At 69.2% G+C, this 23,993-nt stretch carries 18 protein-coding genes and 1 pseudogene; 8 read left to right on the forward strand and 11 right to left on the reverse strand.

The genetic code is table 11. The features are described from left to right. Window positions 1-191 precede the first annotated feature (191 nt). Window positions 192-947, forward strand: a complete 756-nt coding sequence (locus tag ACFY2X_RS10170) for an RCC1 domain-containing protein (RefSeq protein ID WP_389935251.1) — start codon at window positions 192-194, stop codon at window positions 945-947. 143 nt (window positions 948-1,090) lie between these two features. Here ACFY2X_RS10170 and ACFY2X_RS10175 read toward each other — a convergent pair whose 3' ends face one another. Then, a complete protein-coding gene (locus tag ACFY2X_RS10175; protein WP_389935253.1) occupies window positions 1,091-2,122 on the reverse strand; it encodes a PLP-dependent cysteine synthase family protein in 1,032 nt (343 codons plus the stop codon). Next, window positions 2,122-2,311, reverse strand: a pseudogene (locus ACFY2X_RS10180) (IS5/IS1182 family transposase); the annotation flags it as partial. The pseudogene ACFY2X_RS10180 and the gene ACFY2X_RS10175, both read right to left, overlap by 1 nt. A 288-nt stretch (window positions 2,312-2,599) precedes the next feature. On the opposite strand from ACFY2X_RS10180, the gene ACFY2X_RS10185 reads away from it, so the two are divergent. The 3 genes from ACFY2X_RS10185 to ACFY2X_RS10195 all read left to right on the forward strand — a co-directional run bounded on the left by ACFY2X_RS10185 (window position 2,600) and on the right by ACFY2X_RS10195 (window position 7,544). Further along, a complete protein-coding gene (locus ACFY2X_RS10185; protein ID WP_389935256.1) occupies window positions 2,600-3,829 on the forward strand; it encodes an RCC1 domain-containing protein in 1,230 nt (409 codons plus the stop codon). Window positions 3,830-4,463: 634 nt separating this feature from the next. Then, window positions 4,464-5,699, forward strand: a complete 1,236-nt coding sequence (locus ACFY2X_RS10190; protein ID WP_389935259.1) for an RCC1 domain-containing protein — start codon at window positions 4,464-4,466, stop codon at window positions 5,697-5,699. A 609-nt stretch (window positions 5,700-6,308) separates the two neighbouring features. After that, entirely contained in the window at window positions 6,309-7,544 is a 1,236-nt protein-coding gene (locus tag ACFY2X_RS10195) for an RCC1 domain-containing protein (protein ID WP_389935262.1), read from the forward strand. A gap of 127 nt (window positions 7,545-7,671) precedes the next feature. Here ACFY2X_RS10195 and ACFY2X_RS10200 read toward each other — a convergent pair whose 3' ends face one another. Next, complete coding sequence (locus ACFY2X_RS10200) at window positions 7,672-10,221, reverse strand: glycosyl hydrolase family 18 protein (protein WP_389935264.1); 2,550 nt, start codon at window positions 10,219-10,221, stop codon at window positions 7,672-7,674. Window positions 10,222-10,518: 297 nt separating this feature from the next. Here ACFY2X_RS10200 and ACFY2X_RS10205 point away from each other — a divergent pair, with 297 nt between their 5' ends. Together ACFY2X_RS10205 and ACFY2X_RS10210 are read left to right on the forward strand one after the other, a co-directional pair. Beyond that, on the forward strand, window positions 10,519-11,253 hold the full coding sequence (locus ACFY2X_RS10205; protein ID WP_389935267.1) for a BTAD domain-containing putative transcriptional regulator: 735 nt from the start codon (window positions 10,519-10,521) through the stop codon (window positions 11,251-11,253). Window positions 11,254-11,607: 354 nt separating this feature from the next. Continuing rightward, window positions 11,608-12,906, forward strand: coding sequence for a DUF2252 domain-containing protein (locus tag ACFY2X_RS10210; protein WP_389935270.1), 1,299 nt, complete (start codon window positions 11,608-11,610; stop codon window positions 12,904-12,906). Between the two features lie 26 nt (window positions 12,907-12,932). Here ACFY2X_RS10210 and ACFY2X_RS10215 read toward each other — a convergent pair whose 3' ends face one another. Genes ACFY2X_RS10215 through ACFY2X_RS10235 form a run of 5 tightly spaced genes read right to left on the reverse strand, consistent with a single transcriptional unit; the run spans window position 12,933 to window position 18,851 of the window. After that, window positions 12,933-13,913 (reverse strand): ABC transporter ATP-binding protein, encoded by a 981-nt coding sequence (locus ACFY2X_RS10215; protein WP_389935273.1) that lies wholly within the window; start codon window positions 13,911-13,913, stop codon window positions 12,933-12,935. Between the two features lie 55 nt (window positions 13,914-13,968). Beyond that, on the reverse strand, window positions 13,969-15,027 hold the full coding sequence (locus tag ACFY2X_RS10220) for an ABC transporter ATP-binding protein (RefSeq protein ID WP_389935276.1): 1,059 nt from the start codon (window positions 15,025-15,027) through the stop codon (window positions 13,969-13,971). Then, the gene (locus ACFY2X_RS10225) at window positions 15,024-15,905 is read right to left on the reverse strand and encodes an ABC transporter permease (RefSeq protein WP_389935279.1); all 882 of its coding nucleotides are present in this window, start codon (window positions 15,903-15,905) and stop codon (window positions 15,024-15,026) included. Before ACFY2X_RS10225 ends, ACFY2X_RS10220 begins: the two co-directional genes overlap by 4 nt. After that, window positions 15,902-17,011: an ABC transporter permease gene (locus ACFY2X_RS10230; RefSeq protein WP_389935281.1), complete on the reverse strand. Its 1,110-nt coding sequence runs from the start codon at window positions 17,009-17,011 to the stop codon at window positions 15,902-15,904. The genes ACFY2X_RS10225 and ACFY2X_RS10230 overlap by 4 nt, the downstream gene beginning before the upstream one ends. Before the next feature lie 7 nt (window positions 17,012-17,018). Continuing rightward, the gene (locus tag ACFY2X_RS10235) at window positions 17,019-18,851 is read right to left on the reverse strand and encodes an ABC transporter substrate-binding protein (protein WP_389935283.1); all 1,833 of its coding nucleotides are present in this window, start codon (window positions 18,849-18,851) and stop codon (window positions 17,019-17,021) included. 212 nt (window positions 18,852-19,063) lie between these two features. Between ACFY2X_RS10235 and ACFY2X_RS10240 the strand changes: the two genes are divergently transcribed. Together ACFY2X_RS10240 and ACFY2X_RS10245 are read left to right on the forward strand one after the other, a co-directional pair. After that, a complete protein-coding gene (locus ACFY2X_RS10240; protein WP_389935286.1) occupies window positions 19,064-19,825 on the forward strand; it encodes an SDR family oxidoreductase in 762 nt (253 codons plus the stop codon). Between the two features lie 77 nt (window positions 19,826-19,902). After that, on the forward strand, window positions 19,903-22,431 hold the full coding sequence (locus ACFY2X_RS10245) for a M14 family zinc carboxypeptidase (RefSeq protein WP_389935289.1): 2,529 nt from the start codon (window positions 19,903-19,905) through the stop codon (window positions 22,429-22,431). A gap of 122 nt (window positions 22,432-22,553) precedes the next feature. Here the strand turns inward: ACFY2X_RS10245 and ACFY2X_RS10250 are convergent, their stop codons facing one another. From ACFY2X_RS10250 to ACFY2X_RS10260, 3 genes are all read right to left on the reverse strand, one after another. Further along, window positions 22,554-22,748 carry a type II toxin-antitoxin system HicA family toxin gene (locus ACFY2X_RS10250; RefSeq protein WP_389935292.1) on the reverse strand — a complete coding sequence of 65 codons (195 nt, stop codon included), beginning with the start codon at window positions 22,746-22,748 and terminating at the stop codon, window positions 22,554-22,556. Between the two features lie 35 nt (window positions 22,749-22,783). Beyond that, entirely contained in the window at window positions 22,784-23,005 is a 222-nt protein-coding gene (locus tag ACFY2X_RS10255; RefSeq protein ID WP_389935296.1) for a type II toxin-antitoxin system HicB family antitoxin, read from the reverse strand. Window positions 23,006-23,129: 124 nt separating this feature from the next. Further along, window positions 23,130-23,963, reverse strand: coding sequence for a RimK family alpha-L-glutamate ligase (locus ACFY2X_RS10260; RefSeq protein WP_389935298.1), 834 nt, complete (start codon window positions 23,961-23,963; stop codon window positions 23,130-23,132). Window positions 23,964-23,993: the final 30 nt, after the last annotated feature.

The raw sequence follows: 23,993 nt of genomic DNA on the forward strand, positions 1-23,993 counted from the left end.
CCATGACATGACATATGAAGTGACTTTTCGACGTTTCCTTGATTCGTATGGCACGGACATCAAGCGAGTAGCCGGTTCCCCGATCCGGTGAACATCCAGTGGTACCGTGCGGATCGTCGTCGAATCCGGCGTGTGCGACAGAAAAGGCACTGCGGACGACATCTCACATATCCTATTCGAGGGAAATCACTATGAAGTCAGCTCCCGGCTCACTTTCGGGACAAATACGGAAAGCCACGACCGCCACCCTGGGGGTCACGCTGGCGACGCTGATGGCGGCGACGGGGGCGTCGCCCGCGTCGGCGGCGTCGACGCGGGTCAAAACCTGGGGTCAAAACAGCGAGGGCCAGCTCGGCGACGGCACGACGACCGCCCGGCGCACCCCGGTGACGGCGGCCGGGGTGACCACCGCCGGAGTCGTCAGTGTCACCGCAGGCGCTTCCCACAGTCTGGCGCTGCTGAGCAACGGCACCGTCGAGGCCTGGGGGCGCAACCTCGAGGGCCAGCTCGGCGACGGTGCCGCCCTTCCTGGCGGGAACAACCTCACGCCGGGCACCGTGGCCGGCCTGTCCAATGTCGTGGCCATCGCCGCGGGCCTCTATCGCAGCCTGGCGTTGCGTTCCGACGGCACCGTCTGGGCCTGGGGCAGCGACGGCAACAGCCAGCTCGGCAACGGCGGCGCCAACACCGACAGCCCCGTCCCTGTCCAGGTCGTCGGCACCGGCGGCACCGGCGTTCTGACCAACGTCACGGCCATCGCCGGAGGTGCTTTCCACAGCCTGGCGCTGGCTTCCGGCCAGCCCGTCCAGGCATGGGGTGACAACAGCACCGGCCAACTCGGCGACGGCAACGCCCCCAACGACAGCCCCTTCCCCGTCGGCATCAGGACCGGGGTCAGCGGACTCACCTCCATCGCCGGAGGCGGCTTCCACAGCATCGTGGCCTGACCCTCCCCCCCGAGACCAACCCCCACAACCCCTTCATGCCCCACCCCGTCCGGGCCAGGCTTTCTCAGCACACCGCATTAGGCCCCCGCCGACTCCCTCCGCGATGGAGGGCAAAGTGACCGATCTTTGGGAGTACCGGGCCGTCATGGCCGTTCACTGTCGAGCAGGCGCGCCAGGCGCGCCGCGTGCGGTCGCCAGTCCAGCCCTGCGGCCTCGGCCCAGACGTCGTCGTGGCAGGTCCGCAGGTGGCGCTCGCTCACATCACCGATCACGGTGATCACATCGCCGCGCTCGCCTCGGGCGTGCATGCGGATGATGAGTTCCAGCGCGCCCCACAGGTTCGTTCCGCTGGCAGGGCCGACCGCCAGCCCGGTCACCTCGCGAACCCGGCGGGCGGCCGCCACGCTCGCGGCGTCGGGAACGGGAACGACCAGATCGACGAGAGAGGAAGCGAAGGCGGGTTCCATGCGCGGTCGGCCGATCCCTTCGATCCGTGACAGCATGCCGGTGGTGTAGTCGGCGGCACCGGTGGTCCAGCCGGGGAAGTAGGCGGAGTTCTCCGGGTCGACCACGGCCAGCCTCCCGGGTAGCCGCCGTTCGCGCAGGTGATGGCCGATAGCGGCGGAGGTGGCGCCTGTGCCCGCGCCGACCACGATCCACGCCGGGCACTGGTCCACCTGGTCGAGGAGCTCCTCAGCGAGGCTTTCCCCGTGCCAGTCGACGGTCGCGGCTGAGCTGTAATAGTCCATGTAGTGGCCGCCCATCTCCTCGGCCAGCTTCGCGGCCTCGCCGTAGACGGCCAGCGGAGGATGGACATACCGACAGGTCCCGCCCAACCGTTCAACGCCTTCCCCGGAGGACTTGCGCGGCATGACGGCGGTGTACGGCAGGCCGAGCATTCTGGCGAAGTAGGCCTGGGCGGCGGCCATCATGCCGCCGGCGGCATCCACCACCGCGGTGCCCTGCGTGATGTGGCCGGCGGTGATGGCGGTCCTGAACAGGGCGCGGGCCAGGCGGTGCTTCAAGCTGCCTGTCGGATGCACGGACTCATCCTTCAGCCAGAGCCGTACCCCCCAGTCGGCGGGCAACGGGAACGACCGCAACGGTGTGAGGCCGGTCCGTGCCATGTCCTCGTCCAGTCGTGCGATCGCTTCTGCCGCCCATGTATCGATCATGAACGGGAATCTACTCCGCGGCGGGCGACGACCGGCGTGATGCCGCATTTGCGCAGGTGGCCGCGGTGGCTCGGGTAGTCGGCTCGGGTAGTCGTAGCCGCGGTCGGCGTACAGGCGCCGGAGCTTGCGCCGAGGCCTGCCACGCACTCCGCGGATGGGCGGGATCGCATCCAGCAGGGACAGTGGTTGCACCCCGCTCATTTTGAAACCATCAGTAAATCCACCATTTCCACTTCAGGCCGATTTAACGGGTTTCGTAGCGTGTCGCGCCAGATGGGGCGCCAACGTTCCTTTGAGCCGTGCAACACAAATGCCAGGCGAGTGATTGGTTCCCCGATCTGATGAACACAGAGTGGTACGGTGCAGATTGTCTTCGAATGCGGCGCGTGTGGCAGGAAATACGCCGCATACGGCACTCATATATCCTATTCGGGGGAAATTATTATGAGGTCAGTTCCCGTTTCTTTTTCGGGACAGATGCGAGGCGCGGCGACCGCCGCGCTGGGGCTGACGCTGGCGACGCTGATGGTGGCGACGGGGGCATCGCCCGCGTCGGCGTCAGCCGCGACGCGAATCAAAACCTGGGGGTTCAACTCCGAGGGCCAGCTCGGCGACGGCACGACAATCGATCGGCACACCCCGGTGACGGCGGCCGGGGCAACCACGGCCGGAGTCGTCAGCGTCTCCGCAGGCGCCAACTACAGCCTGGCGCTGCTGTCCAACGGCACCGTCGAGTCCTGGGGACGCAACGATGAAGGCCAGCTCGGCGATGGCACCTTCGCCGACAACCACACACCAGGCACCGTGGTCGGCCTGTCCGGCATCGTGGCCATCGCCGCGGGCAGTGCTCACGGCCTGGCGCTGCGGAACGACGGCACGGTCTGGGCCTGGGGCCTCGACAATAACGGCCAGCTCGGCAACGGCGGCGCCAACACCAACAGCCCCGTCCCCGTCCAGGTCGTCGGCACCGGCGGGACCGGCGTCCTGACCAACGTCGTGGCCATCGCCGCCGACGGCAACCACAGCCTGGCCCTGCTGAACAACGGCACCGTCCGATCCTGGGGCAACGACAGCGACGGCCAGCTCGGCGACGGCGGCGCCAACACCGACAGCCCCTTCCCCGTCCAGGTCGTCGGCACCGGCGGCCCCGGCGTCCTGACCAACGTCCGGCGCATCGCCGCAGGCAGCGCCCACAGCCTGGCGCTACTGGCCGACGGCACCGTCAGGACCTGGGGCGACGACAGCAGCGGCCAGCTCGGCAACGGCGCCCCGAACGCCGACAGTCCCTTCCCCGTCCAGGTCGTCGGCACCGGCGGCCCCGGCGTCCTGAGCGGCGTCCAGCGCATCGCCGGAGGCGGCTTCCACAGCCTGGCCCTGCTGAACAACGGTACCGTCCGATCCTGGGGCAGCGACAGCGACGGCCAGCTCGGCGACGGCGGCGCCAACGCCAACAGCCCCTTCCCGGTCACTGTCGTGGGCACCGGCGGCGTCGGCGTCCTGAGCGGCGTCTTCGCCATCGCCGCGGGCAGCGCCCACAGCCTGGCGCTGGCCTCCAACCAGCCCGTCCAGGCCTGGGGCGAAAACAGCGTGGGGCAGCTCGGCAACGGCAACGCTCCCAATGACAGCCCCTTCCCCGTCGGCATCCGGACGGGCGTCAGCGGACTCAAGTCCGTCTCCGCAGGTGCTGGGCACAGCCTCGTGGCCTGACCCTCCCGCCCGAGATCAACCCCCCACTTCACACACGCAGTCCCATTCCTATTAGGTTCACCCGGCATCTCACAGCGGAATCTCGCCGGCTTCTCCGCCTCGACACCGACCCGCTCGCCATCACTTCCACAGCGAGCTCCACGCAGGCCGCCGTTCACGACCAACTCCGGAACCGGTCCGGTGGATCAACGGCTGGTCGAGGCGGAGAAAGACGAGCCGTCTCGACGAGTTCGTACGGCACTGCACACCGCCGCGCCGAAAACAACCGAGCCGTCCGCCGGAACCGGCGTCTTCCAGCCGAGCAAAATGACCAGCTTCATCAGCTGATCACCGATCTGCCACTCATCTTTACATCCCGCCCTTCGCCATCCATTAAATGCCTCATTTCCGTTTAGGATTGACTTAAGGGTTTCTATAGCCCATTGCATGGGATGATTTGCCGACGTTTCTTTGAGTCGTACGGCACAAGCATCAGGGGGCGATCGGCTCCCCGAATCAATGAACATCCAGTGCTACGGTGCGGATTGCCGTCGAATCCGACGTGTGCGGTGAAAAATCGCCGCAGGCGGCATCTCGTATATCCTATTCGGGGGAAATCATTATGAAGTCGGTTCCGAGCTCATTTTCGGGACAAATGCGGAAAGCGGCGACCGCCACGCTAGGGGTGACGCTGGCGACGCTGATGGTGGCGACGACGGGGACATCGCCCGCGTCGGCGGCGTCGACGCGGGTCAAGACCTGGGGGTACAACGGCGACGGCCAGCTCGGCGACGGCACGACGACCGAGAGGCACACCCCGGTGACGGCGGCCGGGGTGACCACCGCCGGGGTTGTCTCCGTCGCCGGCGGCGGCCTCCACAGCCTGGCGTTGCTGAGCAACGGCACCATCGAGGCCTGGGGACGCAACGACGAGGGCCAGCTCGGTGACGGCGCCACCCTTCCCGACGGGAACAACCTCACACCGGGCACCGTGGTCAATCTGTCTGACATCACAGCCGTCGCCGCGGGCATCGCCCACAGTCTGGCGCTGCGGAACGATGGCACCGTCTGGGCCTGGGGCCGCGACGACAGCGGCCAGCTCGGCAACGGCGGCCCCAACGTCGACAGCTCCACCCCCGTCCAGGTCCTCGGGACCGGCGGGACCGGCGTCCTGACCAACGTCGTGGCCATCGCCGCCGACGGCGACCACAGCATGGCGCTGCTGGCCGACGGGACCGTCAGAACCTGGGGCAGCGACGGCGACGGCCAGCTCGGCAACGGCTTCCCCCTCGTCAACAGCCCCGTCCCCGTCCAGGTCCTGGGCGCCGGTGGGACCGGCACCTTGGGCAACGTCCGGCGCATCGCCGCGGGCGACAGCCACAGCATGGCGCTGCTGGCCGACGGCACCGTCAGAACCTGGGGCGACAACGGCGACGGCCAGCTCGGCGACAACAACACCCCCATCGACAGCTCCGTCCCCGTCCAGGTCGTGGGCACCGGCGGGACCGGCGTCCTGAGCGGCGTCCAGCGCATCGCCGGAGGCAACAACCACAGCCTGGCACTGCTGAACAACGGCACCGTCAGGTCCTGGGGCGATGACAGCAGCGGCCAGCTCGGCAACGGCCTCCCCCTCGCCGACAGTCCCTTCCCCGTCACCGTCCTGGGCACCGGCGGCCCCGGCATCCTGAGCGGCGTCTTCGCCATCGCCGCAGGTCGCGACCACAACCTGGCGCTGGCCTCCAACCAATCTGTCCAGACCTGGGGCGAAAACAGCAACGGCCAGCTCGGCAACGGGTCCACCACAGACAGCCCCTTCCCCATCGGCATCCGGACGGGGGTCAGCGGGCTCACGTCCGTCTCCGCAGGTATAGCGCACAGCCTCGTGGTCTGATCCTCCCGCCCGAGATCATCCCCCCGCCCCCATCACATGCGGTCCCGCCGGACTGGGTTCTCCCAGCGCAGCGCAGCAGAGAGGCCAACCGCTTCCACCTGTCGCCCGCGGCGAGGCCGCCCAACCCCACCGGGCATCTCCCCCGTTTCCGCGGCGAGCCGGAACCCGAAAACGGCGGCGCCTCCCGGCGCACCACGGCTGAGCCACTGAACATCGCGACGGCCACCACCGGGAAAGGAGCACCCGACCGGCCGTTCCCGACCCGCCTGGCCGGGCCGAGCGACCGCCTTGGTCAGCTAATCGCCGATCTGTCGCCCATCTCGGCATCGCATCCACTTCCACCCGTTAAAGCCACCATTTCCACTTCAGGCCGATTTTACGGATTTCGCAGCGGACCATATTGGACGGGTCGCCAACACTTCTTTGAGTCGTGCGGCACAAATGCCAGGCGAGCGATTGGTTCCCCGATCTGACGAACACAGAGTGGTACGGTGCGGATTGTCTTTGAATCCGGCGTGTGCGGCGGGAAAGGCGCCGCAGGCGGCATCTCATATATCCTATTCGGGGGAAATCATTATGAAGTCGGTTCCCGTTTCTTTTTCGGGACAGATGCGAGGCGCGGCGACCGCCGCGCTGGGGCTGACATTGGCGACGCTGATGGTGGCGACGGGGGCGTCACCCGCATCGGCGGCGTCGACGCGGGTCAAGACCTGGGGACTCAACGGCTCCGGCCAGCTCGGCGATGCCACGACAACCCAGCGGAACACCCCGGTGACGGCGGCCGGGTTGACCACCGCCGGAGTCGTCAGCGTTGTCGGAGGCGGCTCCCACAGCCTGGCGCTGCTGGGCAACGGCACCATCGAGGCCTGGGGACGCAACGTCGAGGGCCAGCTCGGCGACGGTGCCGCCCTTCCTGACGGGAACAACCTCACGCCGGGCACCGTGGCCGGCCTGAGCGACATCACGGCCGTCGCCGCGGGCAACAACCACAGCCTGGCGCTGCGGAACGATGGCACCGTCTGGTCCTGGGGCAGCGACAACGAAGGCCAGCTCGGCAACGGCGGCGCCAACGCGGACAGTTCCACCCCCGGCCAGGTCCTCGGCACGGGCGGCGTCGGCGTCCTGACCAACGTCGTGGCCATCGCCGCCGACGGCAACCACAGCCTGGCCCTGCTGGCCGACGGCACCGTCCGAGCCTGGGGCAGCGACGACGAGGGCCAGCTCGGCGACGGCGCCGCTCTCGCCGACAGCCCCTTCCCCGTCCAGGTCCTGGGCACCGGCGGCGTCGGCGTCCTGAGCAACGTCCGGCGCATCGCCGCGGGTGGTGTCCACAGCCTGGCGCTGCTGGCCGACGGCACCGTCAGGACCTGGGGCCGCGACGACGAGGGGCAGCTCGGCAACGGCGGCCCGAACGCCGACAGTCCCTTCCCCGTCCAGGTCGTCGGCACCGGCGGCCCCGGCGTCCTGAGCGGCGTCCAGCGCATCGCCGGAGGCGGCAACCACAGCCTGGCCCTGCTGAACAACGGTACCGTCCGATCCTGGGGCAGCGACAGCGACGGCCAGCTCGGCGACGGCGGCGCCAACGCCAACAGCCCCTTCCCGGTCACCGTCCTGGGCACCGGCGGCGTCGGCGTCCTGAGCGGCGTCTTCGCCATCGCCGCGGGCGGCTCTCACAGCCTGGCGCTGGCCTCCAACCAGCCCGTCCAGGCCTGGGGCAACAACCTCAACGGCCAGCTCGGCAACGGCAACGCTCCCAATGACAGTCCCTTCCCCGTCGGCATCCGGACGGGCGTCAGCGGGCTCACCTCCGTCTCCGCAGGTGGTTCGCACAGCCTCGTGGTCTGATCCTCCCAGCTGAGATCAGTCCTCTGAGGTCAGTCAGCCCCTTCGCACGTGCGGCCCCGCCCATCCGGCGGGGCCGTTCGTGTGCCTCCACCCACCACACCGGCCGAAGGCCGCCCGGCCGAGCGGGTCACTTCAGGGCGGCGTCCAGGGCGGTGGTCAGGGTGCCGGGGTCACCGGACATCTCCCAGATCATCGCGCCCAGCAGACCCTTTCCACGCAACCATGCGGCCTTCCTGCCGATCGACCATGTGTCGTCGAAGGTCCACCACTGGCCTCCGTCGCCGGTGAAGCAGGAGGTCGCCACCGCCTGCTCGTCGTGCCGTACGGCGCATCCCGGTACGGAAGCCACCAGGTTGCCGTAGCCGCGGGTGCCCGCCTCCTCCTGGAACTGCCCCGGAGCCGCGCCGGTGGCCGACTGCCACTCGCCGGATCTCCCGCCGTCGGCGACGCCCTGCCAGCCACGCCCGTAGTAGGCCAACCCGATGGTGAGCTTGCGCGGGTTCACCCCGGCCTGGAGATAGGCGTTGACCGCGTTCTCGACGCTGAAGTGGAAGGAGTAGGGGTCGTCGGTGTCGGCGTACAGGTTGCCCTGGTGTCCGGTCCGGTTGGGCTCCCATGAGTTGTCGCTGCCCGCGCCGTGGAAGTCGTAGCCCTGGATGTTGAAGACGTCCAGGGACTTGGCGACCTCCGGCAGGTCCCAGCCCGCGGCGATCTTCGCCGGGTCGGCCGGGGTGAACGCGGTGAGCTGGTAACGCTTTCCGGTCTCCCGGGTCAGCGCGTCGAGCTGCTTGCGGAACTCGGCGATCAGCAACGTGTTGTTCGCCCTGTCGTTGGGCCCGACGTGGTTTCCCGCGTGGCCCTCGGCGCCCGGCCACTCCCAGTCCAGGTCGATGCCGTCGAAGATCCCGGCGGCGCTGCCCGGGCCGCCCGCGCCGTTGTACACCGGCAGGTTCCCCTTGATGTAAGTGTCGATGCAGGAACTCACGAACTTGCGCCGGGCCGTGTCGGTGGCCGCCACGTCGGAGAAGTACTTCGAGTAGGTCCAGCCGCCGAGCGAGATCAGCACCTTCAGGTGCGGGTGCTTCGCCTTGAGCTTGCGGAGCTGGTTGTAGTTGCCGCGTAGCTTCTCCCACCCGGTGTCGGCGACGCCGTCCACCGACTGCGCCGCGCTCATCGGCCTGCCGTAGTCGGCGTCCGCGTCACCCGCGCCGTCACCCTGGTTCGGGTCCTGGGGGTTCGGCGTGGTGCCCTTGGTGACGCCCTGCAGGCAGGTCAGGTTCACCGGGTCGATGTTGCCGAAGGCGTAGTTGATGTGGGTCAGTTTCGCCGCGGCGCCGGTGGTGTCGAGGTTGCGCACGAAGTACTGGCGGCCGTAGATGCCCCACTGCACGAAGTAGCCGATCCTGGCGTACCCGCCGCCGATGATGTCGTCGGTGCTCACCTTCAACGTGTTGCTCGCCGCCGACGTGTTGTCGTACACGTCGCGGGCCCGCACGGTGAAGGTGTACTCGGTGGACGGCGACAGCCCGCCGACCGTCGCCGAGGTTCCGGTCACCGTGGTCGCCACGGTGGTGCCGACGTAGACGTCATAACCGGCGATGCCCTTGTTGTCGGTCGAGGCGTCCCACGCCAGCGAGACGCTGGAGGAGTTTTTGCCGGTGCCGCGCAGGTTCGCGGGCGCGGTCGGCGGCTGGGTGTCGTCGCCGGCGTTGTTGGTTTTCACCCTGAGGACCGCGCTGGCCGGGGACAGGGTTCCCTTGCGGTCTCTGGCCTTCACGGTGAACGCGTATTCGGTGTTCGGGGTCAGGCCGGTGAGGGTCGCGGCCGTCCCGGTGACCGTCGTGGCGAGGTCGGCGCCGTTGTAGACCTGGTAGCCGACGACCGGGAGGCTTCCCGGAGCCGAGGTGTCCCACGCCAGCGACACGGTCGTGGTGGTGTTGACCGGTGAGCGCAAGTTGCCCGGCGCGGCGGGTGGTGAGTCAGCCGAACCGTCGCACCTCACGTCGTTGATCCGGCAGTTGGCCGGCTCGGCGGATGCGCTGCTCAGCGTGAACGTGGGACTGTACGGTTCGGTGGTTCCGTGTGCCGCCACCGTGGTGTTGTAGTGGGCCGGGCTCAGCGTGACCTGGCGGCCGTTCTGGCTCAATGATCCGTGCTGGGCTCCGCTCGCGGTGACCCCCGCGGGCAGGTCGAAGGTGATCGACCAGCCGTTGAGCGCGGTGTCGGTGTTGTTGCCGACCACGAACTTCCCCTGTGTCCCACTGGCCGAGTAGGTCGCGGTGACGGGCGCGTCCGGTGGGGCCGGGTCGCCGCTGCCGTCGCAGTTGGCGTTGTTGATGGTGCAGTTCGTCGGCTGGGCCGCCGAGCTGAGGGTGAACGTGGGGCTGTACGGCTCGGTGTTCCCGTTCGCCCTCACGGTGTTGATGTAGAAGGCCGGAGTCAGCCTGACTCGCGTCCCGCTCTGCGCGGTGGTGGCGTGCTGGGCGTCGCCGACGGTGACTCCGGCCGGCAGGTCGAACTGGATCGACCAGCCGGTGACCGGCGCACTGTTGGGATTGCTCACCACGAACGTGCCCCGGTTGCCGCTGAGGGTGAAGGCCGCGGTCAGGCGGGCGGCGGCACCGGCGGGGGCGGAAACGGTGGCGAGAGCGGTCGCCAGAGCGAGAACCAGCAGCATGGAAGCGAGTCTGCGCATGTGGGCACACTTTCTTACAAGAAAGTTTCCTAACAGTTGCGCGGATCGTAACCCCGGCCCCCTGCTCCGACAAGGCCCAAAACCGCGCCACCGGCGCGAGGGAACCGCTCGCCGCGATACCGGACGACCGACCCACCTCCCGGCAGGCCGTACGGCATGCACGCCCGGACGGCCCGGCGTCTCGACACTCCTTGGGAACATATCGGACAATAGTGGATATAACGGAATGGCTGCCGACCGGATGATTCTGTTCCCGGATGGTCAGGGGACGGGAGGGCTATGGAGAGCGGCGACCGGGCCCCTCTGTGGGTCACTCTTCTGGGCGGCTTCCGGCTGACGGCCGGGGACGACCGGGTGGCGGTCTCGGGCGGGGCCGAGCGCCTTCTGGCGTTCGTCGCACTCTGCAGTCATGCCGTTTCCCGGAACCTGCTGGCGGGAACCCTCTGGCCCGACGCGCCGGAGCGGCGCGCGTGCGCCAGCCTGCGATCGGCATTGGCGCGCATGAATGGTGTCAAGCAGCGGATACTCCATGTCGGCACGACAGAGATAGGACTGTCCCCCGGAGTCGGCGTGGACTTCCACGACGCCCGAGCGCTGGCCCGGCGCATCCTCGATCCCGCCCTGCCCGCCGGAGAGGGAGACCTCAGCGCGAAGACCGTCTCCCTCCTGTCGAACCGCCTGTTGCCCGGCTGGTACGACGACTGGGTCCTCGTCGAGGCGGAGGAGTGGCATCAACTCCGCCTGCACGCCCTGGAAACGCTGACCTCCGGCTTCATCGCGGCGGGCCGGTTCGCCGACGCGGTCGCCGCCGCCAGCGTGGCCGCGCGCGCGGAACCGCTGCGCGAAAGCGCCTGTGCCGCGCTCATCCGGGCTCACCTCGCGGAGGGGAACCAGGTCGAGGCGTTACGGCATTTCGAACGCTACGAGCGTCACCTCCATACCGAGCTGGGCCTGCACCCGACGCCGCGCCTGTGCGAACTCGTCTCCGGGTTGCGCCCGGCCGCTCGCCGGTGACGCCGCCGTCACGCGTGCGTCACACCGGCGTCGCGGCGGGGTGACACGGCGCTGTTCACGATGGGACGTGGAGGCCAAGGCCGGAAACGCGGCCATCGAGCGATCACCGCGAGCGGCCTTGACGCCGACACCTTGATAATGGCGCTCATCGCCGTGTCCTTCCCTTTTCTCCCTTCACCCGGTTCTTCCCTCACCCGTTCTTCCCTCGCCCGTTCTTCCCTCGCCCGGATCGGCCCGCCGAACCGGGCGTCACCAGGGCAAACGCCTCCCACCAAATACGACAATTGGCACGTTCCATATTCGTGACGGCTTGCACCTAGCGGAGTTTCGGTTTCTCCCCTTACCGTGCGAATCATGACCATCGATGGGCGCTCGGCCCACATTCTCGACACCCTCATCACCGAGTTCGGTGACTCCATCAGCCGTGACCCCGCCGCCTTCCGGCGCAAGTTCCGGAAGATGGCCGCCTCCCCCTTCGCGTTCTACCGAGGCAGCGCCTGCCTGTTCTACGCGGACATGACCGGGGCGTTCGCCGACGACGCCTTTCTCGACGGCCAGACGAGCCGGGTGTGGATCCACGGCGACCTGCACGCCGAGAACTTCGGAACCTACATGAACGCCTCGGGCGTCCTGGTCTTCAACGTCAACGACTTCGACGAGGCCTACGTCGGCCCCTACGTCTGGGACCTCAAGCGCTTCGTGGCCAGCGTCGCGCTCATCGGATACGCCAAGGCGCTGTCGGACGATGTGATCACCGAACTGGTGACCGAGTTCGCCCACTCCTACCTCGCCGAACTGACCGGCATCTCCGAGGGCGGGGACGACGCGATCGGCGCGCTGACCCTGGAGACCACCACCGGCGTGCTCCACCGGGTGTTGCAGGTGGCCCGGCTCAACACCCGGGTGGCGCTGCTGGACGCGGAGACCACGATCGACAACTTCGACCGCAGGTTCGCCGCGCTAGAGGGCCGCCACCCCGTCGACGACGACACCAGGCGTGCGGTGGAAGCGGCCTTCCAGGACTACCTGACCACGCTCCCCGCGGTCTCCGAAGTCGAACACAAGATCAAGGACTTCGCGCTCCGCACAGGTGTCGGCATCGGCTCTGCCGGGCTGCCCTCCTACAACATGCTGCTGGAGGGCCACACCCAGGCCCTGGAGAACGACGTCATCCTCTACATGAAGCAGGCCCAGGTTCCGGCCGTGGCCCGGCACATCACCGACGAGAAGGTGCACGGCTACTTCAAGCACCAGGGGCACCGCACGGCCGAGTCGCAGCGGGCCCTGCAGGCCTACGCCGATCCCTGGCTCGGCTACACCACGCTGAACGGCGTCGGCCAGCTCGTCGCCGAGGTCTCCCCCTACTCCGCCGACCTCGACTGGGGCGATGTCAACGAGCCGGAGGAGCTCGCCTCGGTGATCCGCGACCTCGGCCGGGCCGTGGCCCGCATGCACTCGGTGGCCGACGACGAGTCCAGCCACGACCTGGTCGACTTCTCCACCGAGGACGCGATCGTGGCCGTGATCGGCGGCGACACCGACGGCTTCACCGGCATGCTCGTCGACTTCGCCCACGCCTACGGCGCGCAGGTCAGGACCGACCACGGGCTCTTCGTCGACCTGTTCCGCAACGGCCGCCTTCCCGGTCTCTGACGGCTTCCCGACCCCTGACGGGACGGTCAGGTCTGTCCCCGGCGCACGGCGGCGTAGTGGCAGGCGGCCTGGGAGCCGGTCGAGGAGGAGATCACGGCCAGGGGCTGCGTCCTGCACCGCCCGTCGACCCCGGCCTCGGCCGCCGTGCCCGAGGCGAGGACCTGACAGCGGGGGTGGAAGCGGCAGCCGCCGGGGATCCGGGTCGGGTCCGGCGGCTCTCCGCGCAGCACCACGGGCGACGGCGACTCCGGCAGCACCGACAGCAGAGCCTGCGTGTAGGGGTGGGACGGCGAGGTCAGGACCTGCTCGACGGGTCCCGACTCGACGATCCTGCCGAGATACATCACGGCCACGCGATCGGCGATGTTCCAGGCCAGCCCCAGGTCGTGGGTGACCACCAGGGCGGACAACCCCAGATCGTCCCGCAGGCGCAGCAGCAGGGCGAGGATCTCGCCGCGGACCGAGGCGTCCAGCGAGGCCACCGGCTCGTCCGCGACCAGGACCCGCGGGTCCAGTGCCAGAGCCCCGGCGATGACGACACGCTGCCGCTGGCCGCCCGACAGCTCGTGCGGGTAGGAGTGGACGAACCGCTCCGGCGGGCGCAGCCCGGCCCGCGACAGTGCCGAGATGACCCGTTCCCCCTCGTCGGGCATGTCGTGGATGCGTGGTCCCTCGGCCACTGCCTCGTAGACGGTGTGCCGGGGGTTGAGCGACCCCGTCGGGTCCTGCAACACCAGCTGCACTTCGCGGCGGTAGGCCTTCAGCGCGCGTGAGGAGTAGGTCAGGGGCGCTCCGCCGTACAGGACCGATCCCGAGGTGGGCCGTTCCAGGCCGAGCAGGGTGCGCGCCAGCGTCGTCTTGCCGCAGCCGGACTCGCCGACCAGCGCGACGATCTCTCCCTCGCCCACCCCGAGGTTCACCCCGTCCACGGCGCGGGCGCGCCGCCCCCGCGCGGGGAACTCCACGCGCAGATCCCGGGCTTCGAGCAGGGTGCCGCGCTCGGTCACCTGACCTCCTCCGCCGGTCGCAGGGCCGGGACGTGGTGCTTGCCGGTGCCCTCGCTCACCTGACCTCCTCCGCCGGTTGGACGGCCGGGCCGTCGTGGTCGCCGCCGCCCTCGGCCGGTTGGACCCCCTCCGGCCGGACGTGCACACACGCGGCCGTATGCGCGTTCGGGGAGTCCGCCTCGCCGCGGCTTTCGTCCACCGGCCACAGCTCGACGTCCCGCGACGCGCACGAGGGCAGGGACACCGGGCACCGGGGATGGAAGGAGCAGCCGGCAGGCAGATGCGCGGGATCGGGCGGGTCGCCGCCGAGGCCCTTGGGCGCCATCCGGGAGGCGGGATCCCCGACCGTGGGGAAGGCCTCCGACAGCGCCCGGCTGTAGGGGTGGCGCGCGCTCTGGAACACCTCACGCGAGGGACCCGACTCGACCACGCGGCCCGCGTACATCACTGCCAGCCGGTCGCACATGGAGGCCAGGACCGACAGGTCATGAGAAATCATGATCAGGCCGATGTCGTGCTCGGCGATGAGCGAGCGGATCAGCGCGAGCACCTGCGCCTGGATCATCACGTCCAGAGCGGTCGTCGGCTCGTCGGCGACGATCAGACGCGGCGAGCAGGCCAGCGCCATGGCGATCATCACGCGCTGGCGCTGCCCGCCGGACAGCTCGTGCGGGTAGCCACGGGCCCGCCAGGCGGGCAGGCCGACGTGCTCCAGCAGCTCTCCCGCCTTCCGGCGCGCCTCGGCCGCCGTCGCCATGCCGTGGACCAGCAGCGGTTCGGCGATCTGCTCCCCGATCCGCCGCACGGGGTTCAGGGCGTGCTGCGCCCCCTGGAAGACCACCGAGGCCGACGCCCACCGCACCGCGCGCAGCCGCCCCCACTTCATTCCGAGCACGTCCTCGCCGTCCAGCAGGATCTCCCCGGTCACCCGCGCGTCGCGGGGAAGCAGCCGCAGCAGGGCCATGGCCAGCGTCGACTTGCCCGACCCCGACTCCCCCGCCACGCCGAGGGCCTGGCCCGCGGGCAGGGCCAGCGACACCCCCCGCACGGCGGGCACCTCGCCGGACGCGGCCCGATAGGTCACCGCGACGTCGCGCAGCTGAAGCAGGCTCATCGGGCGGCTCCCCGCAGTCGTGGGTTGAGTACGGCCTCCAGCGCCCGGCCGCACAGCGTGAACGCCATGACGACCGCGACGATGCACAGGCCGGGCGCGAGGATGTACCACCACGCACCGGAGGTGGCGGCACCCCAGTCGTAGGAACCGCGCAACATGCCGCCCCAGGACACCTTGCCCGAGTCCGCGCCGAGGAAGGCCAGCGTCGACTCGGCGACGATGGCACTGGCCACCTGCAGGGTCGTGTTGGCCAGCACCAGCGGGGCGACGTTCGGCAGCACGTGCCTGGTCATGATGTGCCAGTGTCCCGCGCCGAGGGCCCTGGAGCGCTCGATGTACGGCCTGGCCTCCACCGACAGGGTCTGCGCCCTGATCAGCCTGGCCGTGGAGGCCCAGGAGGTCACGCCGATCGCCAGGATGATCGTGGACGTGCCGCCTCCGAGGATCGCCGCGAGCACCAGGGCCAGCACGAGTGACGGCAGGACCAGGAACCAGTCGGTGATCCGCATCAGCACGGCCGACGACCAGCCGCGGAAGTGGCCCGCCGCGATGCCCACGACCGTGCCGATGGTCATGCTGAGCAGGGCCGACATGAAGCCGATGAGCAGCGAGACGCGCGAGCCCCACAGGATCATCAGCAGGACGGACCGGCCCGACTCGTCGGTGCCCAGGGGGAAGTCCGGGCTGGGGGCGGCCATCTTGGCGCCCGTCGCCCTGGTGACGTCCATACCGGCCGGATCGGTGACCAGCGGGGTGAGGAGGGCCAGGACGACGGCCAGGGCCAGGATCGCCGCGCCGTACAGTCCGGCCCGCTGCCGGCGGTACTCCCGCCAGAAACGCGACAGCGCCGTCGCGCGCCGGGTCCAGGTGACGTTCACGCCGACCTCACCCTCGGGTCCAGGACGTGGTAGACCACGTCGGCCAGCGTGTTCATGACGATCACCGCGGTGCACACCACCATGAACGTCCCCTGCATGACCGCGAAGTCGGGGCCCTGGATCGCCTCGTAGAACAGCAGGCCGAGGCCCGGCCAGGAGTAGACGGTCTCCACCGACACCGCTCCCCCGACCACGAACCCGATGTGGATGAACACCAGCGTCACGGTCGGCAGAAGGGCGTTGGGTACGGCGTGGCGCCGTCGTACCTCGTCGTCGCGCAGCCCTTTGGCCCTGGCGGTGGTCACGTAGTCCTGGCCGATCTCGTCCAGCAGGCTGGAACGCATGACCAGCAGGTACTGCGCGTAGACCACGGCGACCAGGGTGAGGCACGGCAGCACCAGGTGCTGCGCGACGTGGAGGAGGTAGGCGAACCCGCCGGGCGCGTCGACGTCCTCCATGCCCCGGGTGGGGAAGATGCCCGGTATCGGCCCCACCCCGGCCGCGAAGACCATCAGGAGCAGCAGCCCCAGCCAGAACGTCGGCACCGACCACAGGACCAGCGAGACGCCGGTGGACAGGCGGTCGAACCGGCCGCCGTGGTTCCACGCCGCCCTGGTGCCCTGCCACAGGCCCAGGCTGACCGCGATGACCAGGCCGGTGCCCACCAGCAGGAGCGTCGGTCCCACCCGCTCCCCGATGAGCTCGGCGACCGGGCGCTTGTACTCGTAGGACGTGCCGAGGTCCAGGCGGAGGGTCCGCAGCACGAAGTCGAGGAACTGCTGTGCCAGGGGCCTGTCGAGTCCCATCTGGTGGCGCAGCAGGTCGAGCTGTTCCGGGCTGAGCGGCACGTCGCGCGTGTAGGCGATCGCGGGGTCGCCGGGGATCAGCCGGAACAGGAAGAACGCTGCCACGATGACCATGCCGACGCTGAGCGCCGCCCCGCCGATCTTCGCCAGCGCGTAGCGCAGCACCCCCCGGCGGGCGCCGCGGCCCTTCCCCGGGCCCGCCGTCTCGGCGGCGGGCCCGGGGCCGGGTCCGGCGTCAGATCCGGTGGCGGGCCCTGTGGTGGATCCGGCGGTGAACTCGGTGTTGAAAGGGACCGTCATCGAGGGATCACTCGCGCTCGTCCGCCGTGGACCGGCGTCGCCTGGCGAGGAGGAGTCCTCCCGCGCCCAGGATCACGACGGCCGCGATGCCGCCCACGACGAGACCGGTGCCGGAGCCGCCGCCGGCCTGGCCGGTGGGGGTGACGACCGCGTCCAGGGAGTAGACGGGCCAGTAGCCGCTCCCGCCGTACAGGATGCCCCTGTTCTCGGGGACCGGGGTGATGTGGGTGATCCGGTCCTTGCGGTAGCCCTCAAGGTTGTTCGGGTAGTAGAGGGCGATGACCGGGGCGTCGGCGTAGAGGCGCCGCTGCATCCGCTTGATGATCTCGACGCGCCTGGTCCGGTCGAGTTCGGTCAGCTGCTGCCGGTAGAGCTTCTCGTACTCCGGGTCGCAGTAGAACGACTCGGTGCCGCCCCCTTCGCCGCTCGCCGTGGGCCTGCGGCTGCACAGGTGGGTGGTCAGGACCTCTTCGGGGTCGGGGCCGACCGACCAGCCGCTGATCGCGATGTCGAACAGTCCGGTGAACCCGGTCTCCTCGGTGAACTTGTTGGCGTCGAGCTTCCTCGTCGAGAGCGCGATGCCGATGTCCTTGAGCCAGCCGGTCAGGAACTGCGCGAGCTTGTCCTCGACGGGCGTGTCGGTGTGGATGCTGAAGCGCATCTCAAGCTTGCGCCTGCCGTCGGGCATCGTCCGGATCCCGTCGGGGCCCCTCTTGTAGCCGGCGTCGTCGAGGATCTTGTTGGCCTTCGCGGCGTCGTGGGTGACGAGGTCGTCGCCCTCGGCCTTCCAGAAGAACTCCTGGTACATCGGCGGGATGATGGATCCGTCGGCCGGTACGGCGAGGCCGTTCTGCACCTGGTCGGCCAGGGCCTTCTTGTCGATCGCGTAGTGGATGGCCTGCCGTACCCTCGGGTCCTTCAGGGCGGGGTGCCCGTCGCCGACCGGTTTGTTGTCGATCGTCTGCGCGCCGGGGTTCAGCTGCAGGTAGGCGGATCTGCGGCCCTGGGTGTTCCACTGGATGATGTTCGGATCGCCGGCCAGGGCCTCGAACTGGGGAGCGGCCAGACGGCCGATCCAGTCGATGTCGCCCTTCTTCAGGCCCGCGTTGGCGGCCTCGGGGTTCTCGTAGAAGATGACGTGCAGCTCGTCGATCTTGGGGGCGCCGCGCCAGTAGCCGGGGTTGGCCTTCAGCCTGACGTAGCCGTTCTTCTTGTGCTCGACCACGAGATACGGGCCGTTGCCGATGATCGGATACGTCTCGTTCTCGAACGTGCCGATGTCGCCCACCTTCTCCCAGACATGCCTGGGCATGATCGGGATCGGGATCTCCAGCATCGTGGCCTGCGGCTTCTTGGTCTTGATGACCAAGGTCCGGTCGTCGCTCGCCGTGACGCTCTCGAAGTTCTCGACCGCCGGGCCGTTGGCCTGCTTGGCCGCGTCGACGGTCATGATCGTGTTGAGGGTCCACGCCGCGTCCCCCGCGGTGACCGGCGTGCCGTCCGACCATTTGACGCCCGCGCGCATCGTGAAGGTCCAGGTCAGCTTGTCCGCCGACGCCTTCCACGACTCGGCCAGGTCGGGACTCGGTTTCAGGGTCCCGGGGTCGGGGACGGTGAGATATCCGTACGTCCAGCGGTGGATCGACGTCGAGATCAGCCTGACCGCCAGGAACGGGTTCATCGAGTCCATGGCCTGCGTCACGCCGAGCCGGACGATCTTCTTTCCCGGCTCGGGCGCCTGCGCGGCACGGGCCCGCGAGCCCTGCGCCTGCGCCGCGGGGAAGGTCGCCAGTAACAGTGCCAGGCCCAGCGCCGCCAGGCGCGCGCCCACTCTCGCCATCGTGTGCCTCACCTTCGGACCGGTGACTCGTTGTAAAAGAACGCACACCAAGGAAGACCACGTGTCAACGAGCGATGGAAGATTGTTTCATTCTCGTTTCATAGAACGATATTATTTTTCACCACCTGTCCGACCTGGCGACAGCCATCTCAGAAGCCGGAACCGACCGGTCGGTATGGACGGGACGGCCGGAGTACGGCATGCTGCGGAACATGACTCTGTTCTCGGTGGAAGGCAAGACGGTCGTGGTCACCGGCGGCTCCCGCGGGATCGGCCGGATGATCGCGGCCGGGTTCGTGACGGCCGGGGCGACGGTCTACATCTCCTCGCGCAAGGCCGCCGAGGTGAACAAGACCGCGGCCGAGCTGGGATGCGTCGCCGTACCGGCCGACCTGTCCACCGAAGACGGCGCCCGCACGCTCGTGGAGGCCGTCTCGGCGCGGGAGTCCCGCCTGGACGTGCTGGTCAACAATGCCGGAGCGACCTGGGGCGCGCCGCTTGAGGAGTATCCCGGGCACGCCTTCGACAAGCTCTGGGGGATCAACGTCAAGGGCGTGTTCCACCTGACCCAGCGGTTCCTGCCGCTGCTGCGCACCGCCGCGAGCCCCGGCGACCCGGCCAGGGTGATCAACATCGGGTCGATCGACGGGATCCGGGTGCCCTCCATGGAGAACTACGCCTACTCGGCGGCCAAGGCCGCGGTGCACATGCTCACCCGGCACCTGTCCCAGCGGCTCGCCAGAGAGTCGATCACGGTCAACGCCATCGCACCGGGCCCGTTCGAGTCGAAGATGATGGCCTTCGCGCTCGACGACCCGGCCACTCGCTCGGCGATCGAGTCTCATGTGCCGCTCGGCCGGATCGGCAGCCCGGAGGACATGGCCGGAACCGCCATCTTCCTGGCGTCGCGGGCGGGGGCCTATCTGACCGGGACCGTGATCCCGGTGGACGGCGGGATCTCCGCCCGCGGGTAGCACCCCTGTCTCATCCGTAACTTGAGCGTAAAAATTCACATCTTGTTGCGATTCATCCCAGATGACACCGTGATCACATGGTGAATCGCTTCAAGGTGATCGCACCGGCCGTCCTGGCCGTCGCCATCGCCCTCCCCACCGGGGCCGCCGCCCAGGCGGAGCCCACCCCGGCCACAACCCCCACCTCCTGCGACGCCACCCAGACTCCCCCCTCCTACCACGGCAAAGTGCCCACGCCCAAGAGCGTGCTCGGCTTCGACCTCGGCGAGCGCGAGGTCACCACCGCCGAGTCCGACACGCTGCTTTCCGCGATCGACCGGGCCAGCGACCGGGTCGTCTCCGGCACGCTGGCCACCAGCGCCGAGGGACGGGCGCTGAAGTACGCGATCGTCGGCACCCCGCACAACATCCGGAACCTGCGCGCCATCGAGACCTCGATCAAGCTGCTGCGCGACCCGCTCACCCCGGCCCCGGCGGCCAGGATCCTCGCCAGGACCACACCCGCGATCCTCTGGGTCGCAGGAAACGTGCACGGCGGGGAGGAGAGCGGCACCGACGCCGCCCTGAAGACCCTCTACGACCTGGCCGGACGAGACGACTGCGCGGCCAGGCGGATCCTGGACAACGCCGTCGTGGTGATCCTGCCGACGCAGAACCCCGACGGCCGCGAGGCCGACACCCGGCGCAACGCCTACGCCTTCGACATGAACCGGGACTGGTTCGCCCGCACCCAGCCGGAGACCGACGGCAAGATCGAGCTGATGCGCAGATATCCGCCGCAGCTCTTCATCGACGCCCACGAGATGGGCGGCACCGAATACTTCTTCCCGCCGAACGCCGACCCCGTCTACCACGACATCGCCGAACCGACGATCGACTGGATCAACAACACCTACGGCGCCGCGATGATCGGCGAGTTCACCCGGCGCGGGATCCCGTTCTTCAACCGCGACGTCTACGACATGTTCTACATGGGCTACGGCGACACGGTCCCGACGACCGGGTTCAACGCGGCGGGCATGACCTTCGAGAAGGGCAACGCCTCGCCGATCGCCGCTCGGGCCTTCGAACAGTGGCTCACCCAGTGGGTCTCCCTCTCGGCCGCGGCGGCCAGGAAGACCGAGATCCTCACCACCTGGCACCAGATGTACGCCGAGGCCATGAAACAGGGCCTCGAAGGCCGGCTGGAGCCGAACAAGGTCTACAACCCGGGCAACGAGATCATCACGCAGGTGCCCGACCGCAGGGTCCGCCACTACTTCCTGCGCGCCGACGACCCGGCCAAGAAGGCCGAGACCGACCTCCTCGTGCGCCGGTTGCAACGGATGGACGTCCAGGTGTTCAGGCTGACCAGGCCGTTGACACTCAAGGACTTCAAGCCGTACGGCAGGCCCGAGACCGCGACCACCCTGCCCAAGGGCACCTACTGGATCCCGCTGGCCCAGGGCCAGAAACACTGGATCCAGGGCATGCTGAACGAGGACACCTACACGCCGTTCCCCTACTTCTACGACGTGACCGCCTGGAGCCTGCCGCTGCTGGGCAACGTCTCCGGCGGCTCCTCCGGCCAGGTGCTGCTGCCCGCCGCGACCCCGGTCCGGCCGGTGGAGGCTCCTTCGGCCCGGGTCACCAGCCCGCACCGGGTCGGGGTGCTGCAGATGGCGGGCCCGGAGCGGAACGCCGGCGAGTCCAGCGGCTGGCTCCGCCACCGCCTGGACCGGGACTGGAAGCTGCCCTACAAGGTGCTCGTCCCTGCCGACGTCGCCGCGGGCAGGCTCGGCGACGTGGACGTGCTGCTGGTGCCGGACGGCCCGGCCGGCGCGGCGAACACCGCACTCGGCGAGACGGGCCGTACCGCGCTGAAGGACTGGGTCAGCCGGGGCGGACGCTACGTCGGCTGGGCGGGCGGCACCCGGCTGGCCGCCCTCGCGGGCATCTCCGGCGTGATACTGGCCGAGCCGACGTCGGACGTGCCCGGCTCGCTCCTGCGGACCAACGTGGCCGAGGGGCCGCTGGGCGAGGGCGTCGGGCCGGACGTCATGCAGTTCTACGCCTACGATCTGGTGATGCGGGCCTCCGACCCCTCACACGTGGTGGCGTCCTATCCCTCGGCCGACTCGCCCGACTGGTTCCTGTCCGGGTTCGCGCGCGGCGCCGAGGAACTCGGCGGAACGGCGGCGGTGGTGGACGAGCCGGTGGGCGGCGGCCACGCGGTGCTGTTCGCCGCGGAGCCGAACTTCCGCGCCTTCACCGACGGCACAGCGAAGATCCTCGTCAACGCGATCACCGCCGACCTGCCCGCCGCCACCTCCCGGGCACGGACGCTCGCCCCCGCACCCGACTCCTCACGGGCCGCGGCGGCCATCCCCGACCGGGGGTCGCCGATCCGCCTCACGGTCCCCGCCCCCGACCGGGACAAGGCCCGCGCCGTGCTGACCGGTTTCGGCGCCACCTGGACCGAACAGGCCGCCACCGGCGGCGCGGTCCGGTTCACGGTCGCCAACCCCGGCGATCTGGGCCTGGACGAACACCCCTGGGCGGCGAAGCTCCCGGCCGCGCTGCGCACCGCCGGGGTGTCCCCGCTCGCGGTCGTCCTTCCCCGATGACCGTGTACGGCCTGCGGTGACAAACGCGTACGGCCCGCCGTGACCTGCGGCGGGCCGTACGGCGCAGCCACAACCGTGCGGCGTGCGCCCCGTTCCCGGGGCGCACGCCGCCATCCCACACATCAAAGAAGATCGCGCAGTTGCCGCACCGTGATACCGGCCTGCCGGATGATGGACCCGAGCGTGCCCACAGCCAGCTCATCGTGAAGCGGCACGATCACCGTGCGCGCCTCGACCTCAGCTTCTTGACGGAGCTTGCAGTGACTCCCCTTGGTGCTGACGACCTCGAAGCCGTACTTTTCCAGCGCTCGCACCACCTGAGCACCCGAACACACCGGAAACTGGCGAGGGCTCACGCGGAAAGCCGGATGTCGACCGGAGCCACGATCGGCTGTGGAGGAACCTCCGGAACCGGCCTGTCTTCGTAGTAGAGCTCCAGTGCTTCCCGCAGATTGGCCAGCGCCTCGTCAACGGTCCGCCCTTGGCTGGCCACCTCGACTTGCAGGCACCGCGCGACGTACCAGCCCTCGTCATCCGGGGTGACGGTCGCCGTGAACCTGACGGTCTCGCTCATGCCGCCAGCGTACGCCAAGGCATTGCGGATCTCACCGAACACCGCAGGATGCGGCTTCTGCGAAGCGTGTATGTGATCACGGCTTTCGTGTCCCGGGTACGGCCCGGCGGGCCGTGCTTGACGATCAGATCGCCTTGGCCAGCGCGCAGGCGAGATTGGCCGCGCCGTCGGGGGCGTAGCGCAGGAACAGGTAGGGCTCGGTGAGCTCCAGTTCGATGAGGACCGGGCTGCCGTCGGGCAGGCGGACCAGGTCCACCCGGGCGTAGAGCAGGTCAGGACACCGGGCGAGGACCCGCTCGGCCAGGGCGAGCTGATCGGGGTCGGGGTCGCGCAGCTCAGGCTCGCGGTTCTCCTGCCCCGGCATGGCGGTGTTCCCGGCGAGCTCCGGGTTGCGCCGGATGGCGTGGCTGAACCGGCCGCCGAAATACAGCAGCGAGGTCTCCCCCTCCGCCTCCACCATCTCCAAATACGGCTGGATCATCACGGTCTGCCCATCGGCGACCAGCTGCGCGGCGTGTGCCAGAGCCTTCTCCCGGTCGCCGGTCCTGATCGCATCACGCGCCCCGGACGACACCGTGGGCTTGACCACGTACTCGTCGAGGATCGGGAAGTCCACCGCCTCACCCGGCGCCACCCAATACGTCGGAACGATCGGCACACCCAGATCCCGCAGATACACCTTGTCGGTGTTGCGCTCCAGCACCGCGGCCGGATTCAGCAACCGCGTCACCGACTCCACCCGGCGCGCCCAATCCAGAAACTCCCCCCGCCGGATCACGTAATCCCACGGAGAACGAACCACCACCACATCGAACCCCGCCCAATCGACCCCCGGATCATCCCAGCGCACAACATGCCCCGCGATCCCCACCTCGGCCCAAGCCGCCAGCGCGGGCTCCTTCTCGTCGTCGAACCCGTCCGGGTCGGCGAACGTCACGTATGCCGCGGAAACGCTCACGGACATCCCCTCATGTCAGCAGTGTTACCC

The organism is Streptosporangium sp. NPDC000396 (genome assembly GCF_042898655.1).
Classification (GTDB): Bacteria; Actinomycetota; Actinomycetes; order Streptosporangiales; family Streptosporangiaceae; genus Streptosporangium.

Bases quoted from the DNA above. Each gene is read 5' to 3' on its own strand.
- ACFY2X_RS10170 (WP_389935251.1), top strand. From the start codon at position 192: ATGAAGTCAGCTCCCGGCTCACTTTCGGGACAAATACGGAAAGCCACG.
- ACFY2X_RS10175 (WP_389935253.1), bottom strand. From the start codon at position 2,122: ATGATCGATACATGGGCGGCAGAAGCGATCGCACGACTGGACGAGGAC.
- ACFY2X_RS10185 (WP_389935256.1), top strand. From the start codon at position 2,600: ATGCGAGGCGCGGCGACCGCCGCGCTGGGGCTGACGCTGGCGACGCTG.
- ACFY2X_RS10190 (WP_389935259.1), top strand. From the start codon at position 4,464: ATGCGGAAAGCGGCGACCGCCACGCTAGGGGTGACGCTGGCGACGCTG.
- ACFY2X_RS10195 (WP_389935262.1), top strand. From the start codon at position 6,309: ATGCGAGGCGCGGCGACCGCCGCGCTGGGGCTGACATTGGCGACGCTG.
- ACFY2X_RS10200 (WP_389935264.1), bottom strand. From the start codon at position 10,221: ATGCTGCTGGTTCTCGCTCTGGCGACCGCTCTCGCCACCGTTTCCGCC.
- ACFY2X_RS10205 (WP_389935267.1), top strand. From the start codon at position 10,519: ATGGAGAGCGGCGACCGGGCCCCTCTGTGGGTCACTCTTCTGGGCGGC.
- ACFY2X_RS10210 (WP_389935270.1), top strand. From the start codon at position 11,608: ATGACCATCGATGGGCGCTCGGCCCACATTCTCGACACCCTCATCACC.
- ACFY2X_RS10220 (WP_389935276.1), bottom strand. From the start codon at position 15,027: ATGAGCCTGCTTCAGCTGCGCGACGTCGCGGTGACCTATCGGGCCGCG.
- ACFY2X_RS10230 (WP_389935281.1), bottom strand. From the start codon at position 17,011: ATGACGGTCCCTTTCAACACCGAGTTCACCGCCGGATCCACCACAGGG.
- ACFY2X_RS10235 (WP_389935283.1), bottom strand. From the start codon at position 18,851: ATGGCGAGAGTGGGCGCGCGCCTGGCGGCGCTGGGCCTGGCACTGTTA.
- ACFY2X_RS10240 (WP_389935286.1), top strand. From the start codon at position 19,064: ATGACTCTGTTCTCGGTGGAAGGCAAGACGGTCGTGGTCACCGGCGGC.
- ACFY2X_RS10245 (WP_389935289.1), top strand. From the start codon at position 19,903: ATGGTGAATCGCTTCAAGGTGATCGCACCGGCCGTCCTGGCCGTCGCC.
- ACFY2X_RS10255 (WP_389935296.1), bottom strand. From the start codon at position 23,005: ATGAGCGAGACCGTCAGGTTCACGGCGACCGTCACCCCGGATGACGAG.